The 10636-nt window shown below is 40.6% G+C and carries 8 protein-coding genes; 7 read left to right on the top strand and 1 reads right to left on the bottom strand.

The features are described from left to right. Positions 1-45: 45 nt before the first annotated feature. Positions 46-1758, bottom strand: coding sequence for an Rqc2 family fibronectin-binding protein (locus tag ACO1DI_RS05875; RefSeq protein WP_014458395.1), 1713 nt, complete (start codon positions 1756-1758; stop codon positions 46-48). A 141-nt stretch (positions 1759-1899) separates the two neighbouring features. Here ACO1DI_RS05875 and ACO1DI_RS05870 point away from each other — a divergent pair, with 141 nt between their 5' ends. The 7 genes from ACO1DI_RS05870 (at position 1900) to priA (ending at position 10575) form a co-directional block, all read left to right on the top strand. Further along, a complete protein-coding gene (locus ACO1DI_RS05870; protein ID WP_116742391.1) occupies positions 1900-4578 on the top strand; it encodes a cation-translocating P-type ATPase in 2679 nt (892 codons plus the stop codon). A gap of 153 nt (positions 4579-4731) precedes the next feature. Then, positions 4732-5607: a YicC/YloC family endoribonuclease gene (locus tag ACO1DI_RS05865; RefSeq protein ID WP_028411458.1), complete on the top strand. Its 876-nt coding sequence runs from the start codon at positions 4732-4734 to the stop codon at positions 5605-5607. Between the two features lie 46 nt (positions 5608-5653). Further along, positions 5654-5914: a DUF370 domain-containing protein gene (locus ACO1DI_RS05860; protein WP_013084831.1), complete on the top strand. Its 261-nt coding sequence runs from the start codon at positions 5654-5656 to the stop codon at positions 5912-5914. A gap of 13 nt (positions 5915-5927) precedes the next feature. Next, the gene (gene gmk, locus ACO1DI_RS05855; RefSeq protein ID WP_013058927.1) at positions 5928-6542 is read left to right on the top strand and encodes a guanylate kinase; all 615 of its coding nucleotides are present in this window, start codon (positions 5928-5930) and stop codon (positions 6540-6542) included. A 2-nt stretch (positions 6543-6544) separates the two neighbouring features. Further along, positions 6545-6766, top strand: a complete 222-nt coding sequence (gene rpoZ / locus ACO1DI_RS05850; RefSeq protein WP_013058926.1) for a DNA-directed RNA polymerase subunit omega — start codon at positions 6545-6547, stop codon at positions 6764-6766. Between the two features lie 180 nt (positions 6767-6946). Continuing rightward, positions 6947-8164 (top strand): bifunctional phosphopantothenoylcysteine decarboxylase/phosphopantothenate--cysteine ligase CoaBC, encoded by a 1218-nt coding sequence (coaBC, locus tag ACO1DI_RS05845; protein WP_115654849.1) that lies wholly within the window; start codon positions 6947-6949, stop codon positions 8162-8164. After that, entirely contained in the window at positions 8161-10575 is a 2415-nt protein-coding gene (gene priA, locus ACO1DI_RS05840; RefSeq protein ID WP_221779319.1) for a primosomal protein N', read from the top strand. Before coaBC ends, priA begins: the two co-directional genes overlap by 4 nt. The last annotated feature ends 61 nt before the right edge of the window (positions 10576-10636 follow it).

Here is a 10636-nt window from a genome sequence, read left to right as displayed (position 1 = left end):
GATCTATATAATAAAACCCCCTTTCTATATAGAAAGGGGGTTTTATTATGACTGACGCAGCTTCAATACAAGTTCTTCGCTAGGCGTTACGTACACCGTTTGCTGGTTATCGTACGTCACAAAACCAGGTTTAGCACCGCTTGGTTTTTTGACGTAGCGAATTTTTGTATAGTCCACGGGTACCGAACTTGAATTCTTGGCTTTACTAAAGTAAGCAGCAAGGTGAGCCGCTTCTAAAATTGTTTTTTCTGAAGGCTCTTGGCTGCGGATCACAACGTGAGAACCGGGTATATCTTTTGTATGAAACCAAACGTCATCACGAGCAGCAAGGCGATTGGTTAAATACTCATTTTGCTTATTGTTTTTTCCAACTAAAATCGTCGTGCCGTCGCTTGAAACGTATTGTTCAAGTGTAGGCGTGGTGTTTTTTTGTTTTTTTGCTTGTTTTTGCTGACGGTTGCGCAAATATCCTTCTTCCACAAGCTCTTCACGAATCTCCGCAATGTCTTTGTGAGTAGCAGTATCCATTTGCTGAATAAGTGATTCAAAATACTGTACTTCTTCGTTTGCTTTTTCAATCTGTTCGATTACAATCGAAACGGAATTTTTCGCTTTTTGATACTTTGTAAAATAGCTTTGAGCATTTTGAGACGGTGATTTTTGCGGATCTAATGAAATCGTAAGTGTACCGCTATTTTCATCGTAATAATTAATAACATCCACTTTCGCATCTCCTTTTTTGACAAGGTGTAAATTTGCCGTAAGGAGTTCACCGGCTAGCTGATAATCAGATGCTTTTTCTGCATTTTGCAGCGTTTGCTCAAGTTTTTTTATTTTTTTCTCATTTTTCTTTTTCTCGGTGGAAATAAACTGGACTAAATCATGCGCTTGCTGCTTTACGCGATCTCGCTCTGCTTTCCCGTAGTAATAGCGGTCAAGAAGCTCGCTGATAGTTGCATACGTTTTTTTCGTACCCTCTAAATGCGTTAATTCGAGTAAATAAAAATAGTCTTTTTGATTAACGGTTGTCAGAGTCGGTGTAAACTGACCTTCTTTGATCAGCGTCATCGTTTCGACGAATGATTTTGGAAGCGTAGAACGATTCGCTAAGCCAGAGCGGAAAACCACTTCATTTGCAATTAAAGGAGAAAGCCCTGAGAAGGTTTGCACTAGCTGGTTGGCTAGCTTTCCGCTATTAAAATCAATTTTTTTAACTACGGTTTCTTCATCGGCTTCAAATGGGTGAAGCTTATCTTGGCTAGGAGGCAGTACGTAAGGAGCTCCGGGTAGAAGCGTACGGTGCCTGTTCAAGGCCATTGGAACATGCTTAATACTGTCGATAATCGTTTGTTTTTCTTTATCTACAAGTACCACATTACTATGCCTTCCCATGATTTCAATAATAAGCTGCTTGTACGTCACGTCGCCAATTTCATTTCGTCCTTTTGTTTCAATGACTAAAATGCGGTCTAATCCAAGCTGATACACTTGTTCAATAATGCTTCCTTCTAAATGTTTGCGAAGAAGCATACAAAACATAGGAGGTTCAGATGGATTTTCATAGGGCTCATTTGTAAAATGAACGCGTGAATAGTTAGGGTGAGCTGAGATTAAAAGTTTGCGGTTTTCACCTTTAGCGCGTACTTGTAAAATCAACTCGTTTGGAAACGGCTGATATATTTTTGAAATTCGTCCTGAAACCAAGGTCTCAGATAATTCTTGTAAAATGCCATATGTAAAAATACCATCAAATGACATAGTGCTCACATCCTTAAGTAATTGAAAATTGTCCTATAGAAAAGTATAGCATTTTTTAGGACGAGTCTGAATAAGCATACGATATAAGATTGTAACAATCTAATAGGTGCATTTACAAATAAAAGGGTGTGAAAAGATGCAATGAAATGGTATGAATTAGGTGAAAAAGCAATAGTAGAAGTAACAAAAACAGACAGGCAGCATGGTCTTACACACAAAGAAGTAAAAGCACGTCAGCAGCAACAAGGGTTTAATGAATTGACTGAAGGAGAGAAAAAACCAGCCATTCTTGTGTTTCTAGAGCAGTTTAAAGATTTTATGGTACTGGTTTTACTAGCTGCCACGCTTATTTCAGGGCTTTTAGGAGAATACATCGATGCGATTGCTATTATTGCCATTGTAATAATTAATGGATTTCTAGGGTTCTTCCAAGAAAGAAAAGCAGAGAAATCTCTTCATGCATTAAAAGAGCTTTCTGCTCCTCAAGTAGCAGCCATGCGTGAAGGGAAATGGGTTAAGTTACCATCTAAAGAGCTGGTAGTAGGAGACGTTGTAAAGTTTTCGAGCGGAGACCGTATCGGAGCTGACCTTCGGATTATGGAAGCCAAAAGCCTAGAAATTGAAGAATCAGCGCTTACGGGAGAGTCTTTGCCTGTTGCCAAGCAAATAAAAGCATTGTCAGGAGATGAAGTGCCGCTTGGAGATCAGGACAATATGGCGTTTATGGGTACCCTTGTAACGCGAGGAAGCGGAACAGGTATCGTTGTAGGGATTGGAATGAAGACAGCAATGGGACAAATTGCTGATTTACTTCAAAATGCCGAAGCCATGATTACTCCTCTTCAACGGAAGTTAGAGCAATTAGGCAAAATTTTAATCGTTGTGGCTCTTGCACTTACTGTATTAGTTGTTGGGATTGGTGTGCTACAAGGCCATGACTTATACAGTATGTTCTTAGCGGGAGTTTCCTTGGCTGTTGCTGCCATACCCGAAGGTCTTCCTGCCATCGTAACCGTGGCGCTATCTCTCGGGGTACAGCGCATGATTAAGCAAAGATCTATTGTTCGCAAACTTCCTGCTGTTGAGACACTAGGGTGCGCATCAGTCATTTGCTCAGACAAAACGGGCACATTAACGCAAAATAAAATGACGGTTACTCACCTCTGGTCAGGAGGAATGACGTGGAGAGTATCAGGGACAGGGTATGAACCTACGGGCGTATTTTCGCGAGAGGAAAGAGAAGTTGATACACGAAGTGAAAAACCGCTTCAGCAGCTTTTGGTGTTTGGTCTGCTTTGCAATCAAACGTCCATTTCGAGAAAAGATAAAGAATATGTCATCGACGGGGATCCTACTGAAGCGGCTTTGCTTGTTGCAGCGATGAAAGCTGGACTGACAAAAGAAAACATTCAAAAGCAGTTTAAGATTATTGAAGAGTTTCCATTTGATTCAACGCGTAAAATGATGAGTGTAGTCATTGAAGACGCATCTCATAAGCGCTATGTCATAACAAAAGGTGCTCCGGATGTGCTGCTTATAAACAGCAAAAATGTTTTGTGGGAAAGCAGACAACAAACGCTGTCGGTAACGGTTCATAATGAAGTAAAAGGAGCGATTGATCAGTTAGCTAGCCAAGCGCTTCGAACCATTGCTATTGCTTATCGGCCGTTAGGAGACCATGAGAGCGTTCATACAGAGAAGGAAGCGGAAAAAGACCTGACTTTCCTCGGGCTTCAAGGAATGATTGACCCGCCAAGACCAGAAGTCAAGCAAGCGGTCAAAGAATGCCGAGACGCAGGCATCAAAACCGTTATGATTACAGGTGACCACGTCATTACAGCACAGGCGATTGCAAAACAGCTGGGAATATTACCGAAAAACGGTCAAGTCTTGGAAGGAACGGATTTATCCAAAATGACGCAGGAAGAGCTAGAAGAAGTAGTAGATGATGTTTACGTATATGCGAGGGTATCACCTGAGCATAAGCTTAAAATTGTTAAAGCTCTTCAAGCAAAAGATCACATTGTAGCCATGACGGGCGACGGCGTAAATGATGCACCTGCTATTAAAGCAGCAGACATAGGCATTGCGATGGGCATCACCGGAACAGACGTAGCAAAAGAAGCGTCTTCACTCGTTTTGCTTGATGATAATTTTGCTACTATTAAATCAGCAATCAAAGAAGGACGAAACATCTATGAAAATATTCGAAAGTTTATCCGTTACTTGCTTGCATCAAATGTAGGAGAAATCTTAGTTATGCTCTTTGCGATGATTTTAGCACTTCCGCTACCGCTAGTACCCATTCAAATACTATGGGTAAACTTAGTAACAGACGGTTTGCCTGCGATGGCTCTTGGCTTAGACCAGCCAGAGGATAACGTGATGAAGCGCCATCCGAGGCATCCACGCGAAGGTATCTTTGCAAGAGGATTAGGGTGGAAAGTAGTCAGCCGCGGATTTTTAATTGGAGCTGCTACACTTGCTGCGTTCATGATTGTCTACGACAATGACCCAGATCGGTTGCAGTATGCTCAGACGATTGCATTTGCCACGCTTGTCATGGCACAGCTTATTCACGTATTTGACTGCCGAAGTGAAAAATCAATTTTTGATCGGAATCCATTTCAGAACCTATATCTTGTAGGAGCTGTTATTTCATCTATTATCCTTATGCTGGTGGCTATCTACTATCCGCCCCTGCAGCCTATTTTCCATACAATGGCCATTGCACCGCGTGAATGGCTCGTTATTTTAGGACTTGCAAGCCTTCCAACTTTTTTACTTGCTGGTTCACTTTTAACAAGAAAACCTTCATAAATTGTGCTATACTTTAATACAGGCTGTCCCAAATGAGAAAACTCATGAAGGCAGCCTTTACAGGTTGAATAAAGAAGAGAGATTTCTTTTTTTTGCTAACACTTTCTTTTATGATACTTTTTATGTAAGATGTACATAGTGGATGTGATGATAATGATAAAAAGTATGACTGGTTTTGGCCGCGGAAAAGCGGAAGTGGAAAATCGATCAGTAACAGTGGAAATGAAGTCTGTTAATCATCGTTTTTGTGAAATTGTTATCCGTATGCCAAGACAATTAATTGAAATTGAAGATAAAATAAAAAAAATCGTTCAAACATACATAAAACGTGGTAGAGTAGAAGTATTTGTTACTATTTCAGGTGAAGAAATGGCAAAAAAGAAACTGCAGACGGATTGGCAGCTGCTTGATGAATACATGAATGCGTTGCAGCAAGTAAAAGAAAAGCACGGGCTATCACAATCTGTTCAAATTCAAGACATTTTACACATGCCTGAAGTGATGACAACTTATGAAGAAGAAGCTGATCAGACGAGTATTCATGGTGCAATCTTTGAAGCTGTTGAAGCTGCTGTTCATCAGTTAGTGGATATGCGGAAACGAGAGGGATCAGAGCTGTATCACGATTTAATGGGATACTTACAGGACATTCAAGACATTCGCGAAAAAATTACACAGCTTGCTCCTGAAGTTGCTGAACAATATCGCGAGCGTATTAAAAGAAAGCTGAGCGACTATTTAGAAGGTACTTTCGATGAGCAGCGAGTGCTGACTGAAGTAGCTATTTTTGCTGAAAAAGCAGATATTAGCGAAGAACTTACGCGAATTCAAAGTCATGTTTCACAATTTATTCAAGCATTAAATACACCTGATTCAGTAGGACGCAAGCTGGATTTTCTTGTTCAAGAGCTGAATCGTGAAATGAATACAATCGGTGCGAAGGCAAATAATGGTACTATTGCTCAGTATGTTATTAGTATGAAAGCACAATTAGAACGCATAAAAGAGCAGGTTCAAAATATTGAATAGCCTTCGTGTAAGATAAAGATTATATTGGTATAGCAGGAGGCTTCTTATGAGCGGTAAATTAGTGAACGTTGGATTTGGAAATTTTATTTCTTCTAATCGTATAATCTCTGTCGTTCATCCTGAATCAGCTCCAATCAAACGCATTATTCAAGATGCAAAAGATCGAGGCTCTTTAATAGATGCAACGCAAGGACGTAAAACACGATCTGTTATTGTTATGGATAGCGATCATGTTATTTTAGCTCCTGTACAGCCAGAAACTGTGTCGCAGCGACTTATAAACAAAGAAGAATTATTAGAAGGGTAGGTCACTTGAACCGATGATTGAAAGAGGTTTATTAATTGTTCTTTCCGGACCATCAGGTGTTGGAAAAGGAACGGTACGAAAAGCATTGTTTGAGCAAGAAGACATTAAATTGCAGTATTCTATCTCTGCAACAACAAGAAAGCCCCGCGAAGGTGAAGTAGATGGCGTTGACTATTTCTTCAAACCACGCGAAGAGTTTGAGCGCATGATTGAAAACAAGAAATTATTAGAGTGGGCTGAATACGTAGGCAACTACTACGGCACCCCGGTTGATTATGTAGAACAAACGTTATCTGAAGGAAAAGACGTATTTCTAGAAATTGAAGTGCAAGGTGCTCTTCAAGTGAAAGAAGCATTTCCAGAAGGTTTGTTCATCTTCTTGGCACCGCCTAGTTTATCAGAGCTTAAAAGTCGTATCGTAAACCGCGGTACTGAAACAGAAGACTTAATCAATAACCGTATGCGCGTGGCAAAAGAAGAAATTGAACTTATGGACGCCTACGATTATGTTGTAGAAAATGACAAAGTAGAAAATGCTTGTGCTCGCATCCGTGCTATCGTAACGGCTGAACACTGCCGTCGTGATCGTATTTCTGCGCGCTATAAAAGAATGCTGGAGGTAGAATAAACATGCTTTATCCATCAATTGATTCCCTAATGGAAAAATTAGATTCTAAGTACACGCTTGTGACAGTAGCTGCAAAACGTGCTCGTCAATTACAGCTTCACAATGATACGCCGATTGAAAAGCCGGTTTCTTATAAATTTGTAGGCTGTGCTTTAGAAGAAATTAATGCTGAACAATTAAGCTATAAGCAAGGTGTAGCAGAAGAAGATTCTAAACATCAGTAAGTGAAAAAATAACAACCTACTTTATAGGTTGTTATTTTTTTGATGCTTTTGTTTGTATTCAAGCAGGATAGTGAATGTCTCACTACAAAAATGGTATAATAATTGAATTGAAAAGCTTTAGATAGTTACCCGAGTAAACAAGCGGATGCTGGTTGAGCGGGATAAATAGATGGGGGCATAATGATGAAGGGAAAACGAATTTTATTATGTGTTAGCGGCGGGATCGCCGTATATAAAGCCGCAGCTTTAACAAGTAAATTAGTACAAGCGGGAGCGGAAGTTAAAGTAATGATGACTGCTTCAGCACGCGAGTTCGTAACGCCGCTTACGTTTCAAGCTCTGTCTCGAAACCCAGTTTATACAGATACGTTTGATGAAAAAGATCCATCTGTGATTGCACATATTGATTTAGCAGATTGGCCTGATTTAATTTTAGTAGCTCCTGCTACGGCTAACATGATAGGAAAAATAGCAAATGGTCTTGCAGATGATATGATTTCCACAACGCTATTGGCTGCTACTGCGCCTGTGTGGATTGCGCCTGCGATGAATGTTCATATGTACGATCATCCCGCTGTTAAAAAAAATATGAGCACTCTTTCATCATTTGGTTACTCTTTTGTAGAACCAGGAGAAGGGTATTTGGCATGCGGTTATGTAGGAAAAGGCCGTCTTGAAGAGCCAGAAACAATTGTTTCACTAATCGGATCTTATTTTTCACAAACATCAGATACACAAAAGATCCTTGAAGGTGTGAATGTATTGGTTACAGCAGGACCTACGGTAGAACGCATTGATCCCGTCCGATTTTTTACCAATCGTTCTACCGGGAAAATGGGCTATGCTCTTGCAGAACAAGCTGCTAAGTTAGGCGCATCGGTAACACTTGTCACAGGACCGACGAATTTAGAGTATCCAAAAGGAGTGCAGGTTGTTCAAATTGAAAGTGCGCAGCAGATGCTTGAAGCTGTTATGCAGCGCTATCATGAAGCAGATGTTGTCATTAAATCAGCCGCAGTGGCAGATTACCGACCAAAGCATGTGTTTGATCAAAAGATGAAAAAGCAGCCTGGTGAAGCAGTATTAGAGCTAGAGAGAACAACAGATATTTTACGCACGCTTGGAGAGCGAAAAGAACATCAGCTTTTAGTCGGCTTTGCAGCAGAAACAGAACAAGTGGATGAATATGCACAAAAGAAACTTGCATCTAAAAACTTGGATATGATTGTAGCTAATAACGTGACGACAGAAGGAGCAGGTTTTGGGACGGACACAAATATTGTGACGCTCTATAAGCGAAGTGGAGAGTCTAGGGAACTTCCCATTCTTTCAAAACACGAGGTAGCTACCGAGGTGTTAAAAGAAGTGAAGGAAATGTTAGAAGGGCTAACAAAATGAGTGTAGCTAGTGTAATTGTGGACGTGGCTGCTAAACAAACAGATCGAGCTTTTGACTACGCTATTCCTGACAAATGGAAAGGAATTATTGTTCCGGGTATGCGAGTTATCGTTCCGTTTGGTCCAAGAAAAGTTCAGGGGTTTGTGGTGGCTCTTAAAGAAGAGGCTGAAGTTAAGCGTGTTAAACCAATCGCTGACCTGCTTGATTTAACGCCGGTTCTGACTCCTGAACTGTTAGAGATTGGACACTGGCTAACAGAAAAAACACTTTGTTTTATGATATCGGCTTTTCAAGTCATGCTGCCTGCGGCGATGAAAGCAAAATATGATAAAGAACTGTCACTCCTTTCAAAAGAGGCATACGAACAGCTTCATGAGCAAGTAAAGCCGTTTTTTCAGTCAAGATCCTCACTGAAGTGGAGTGAAGTAGAAAAAACAGTCGCTGCTCCTGCTTTTCACCGTGATATTCAAAAAGGTCTAATTGAGGTCGTCTACGTGGTGAAAAACAAAGGAAACAAAAAAACGGCAAAGGGCGTAAAACTGAATCAAAGCCTTGAAGACATTCAACAGTTTATGAGCGAGTTAAATAAGCAGGCAGAAAAGCAAAAGCAAGTGCTGTCTTTTATGCTGAATCGAAATGAAGAAGTAGCCATAAAAGAAATAGCGGAAGATTTGCAGATTACCTCCGCTCCTATAAAAGCGCTGATTAACAAAGGACTCTTAGCGGAGACGGAAATTGAAATATACCGTGATCCTTATCAAGACCGATACTTTACACCATCAAAGCCTTTTCAATTGACGGATGAACAAGCTGAGGCAATCGCACCGATTCTGCATGACATCGAAGCAAATCTTCACGATGTGTTTTTAATGTACGGAGTAACCGGAAGCGGAAAAACGGAAGTGTATCTCCAATCAATTGATCAAGTGCTAAAAAAAGGGAAAGAAGCGATTATGCTTGTTCCGGAGATTTCACTTACCCCTCAGATGGTCAAGCGTTTTAAAGAGCGATTCGGCTCAAAAGTTGCTGTGCTTCATAGCGGCTTGTCTACTGGAGAAAAATACGATGAATGGCGAAAAATTCAGCGAAAAGAAGTATCCGTTGTAGTAGGAGCCCGCTCTGCTGTATTTGCTCCATTTGAAAATTTGGGCCTTCTTATTATCGATGAAGAACATGAGACGAGTTATAAACAAGAAGAAAACCCCCGTTATCATGCCAGAGATGTAGCTATTTACCGAGGGCAGCATCATCAGTGTCCAGTCATTTTAGGAAGTGCAACGCCAACGCTTGAGTCCTTTGCAAGAGCGCAAAAAGGTGTGTATAAGCTACTGACGTTAAAGCAAAGAATGAATAAGTCATCAATGCCGTCGGTGGATATTGTTGATATGAGAGAGGAGCTTCGCAGCGGCAATCGCTCTATGTTTTCAACTATGCTGTTTGAAAAGATGAAAGATCGTTTAGAAAAAGGAGAGCAAATCGTTTTATTTTTAAATAAAAGAGGCCATTCTTCTTTTGTTATGTGCAGGGACTGCGGTTACGTTCCGACATGTGAGCACTGTGAAATTTCACTAACGTATCATCGCTATCAAAATAAATTAAAATGCCATTACTGTGGACACGAAGAGCATGTGCACACTGAGTGCCCAGAATGCCACAGCGAACATATCCGCTTTTTTGGATCTGGTACACAAAAAGTGGAAGAAGAATTAACAAAAGTGCTGCCTGAGGCTAGAGTCGTTCGAATGGATGTTGATACGACAAGCCGAAAAGGCGCGCATGAAAAGCTCCTGAACAAGTTTGCAAGTGGAGAAGCGCAAATTTTACTAGGGACGCAGATGATTGCCAAAGGGCTGGACTTTCCAAACGTCACGCTTGTAGGCGTTTTAACAGCAGATACGATGCTCAATTTACCTGACTTTCGTGCATCTGAAAAAACGTTTCAGCTTTTAACACAAGTAAGCGGAAGAGCAGGACGCCACAAACTTCCAGGAGAAGTAGTGATTCAAACGTACACGCCTGAACACTACAGCATTCAACTTGCGAGTCAGCATGATTATGATGCGTTTTATAAGCAGGAGATGGAAATTCGTAAAATGCATAAATATCCTCCTTTCTTTTACTTGGCGCTTGTAACGGTATCTCATGAAAATATTGCAAAAGTGGTGTCTGTTACAGACAAAATTTCGCAGTATCTGCGTCAGAAACTTTCGCCGCAAACAACGATCTTAGGGCCAGTCGCATCTCCGATTGCTAAGATAAAAGATAGATATCGCTATCAATGCATGTTAAAATACAAGCTGGAACCAAGCCTGATTCCGCTGTTGAAATATATATTAGAACGTTATCAAGCGGAAATGCAGAAGGAAAATTTAACGATTACAATTGATTTGAATCCATACTCGATGATGTAACTAGTCGTCTTGATGGCGTTAAAGAAGAAGCTTTTTGGATATAAATAGAAAGAATAAAGGA

It is taken from the genome of Priestia sp. 40, from assembly GCF_049368575.1.
Taxonomy (GTDB): domain Bacteria; phylum Bacillota; class Bacilli; order Bacillales; family Bacillaceae_H; genus Priestia; species Priestia zanthoxyli.
This window is presented reverse-complemented; position numbering and strand designations above follow the sequence as displayed.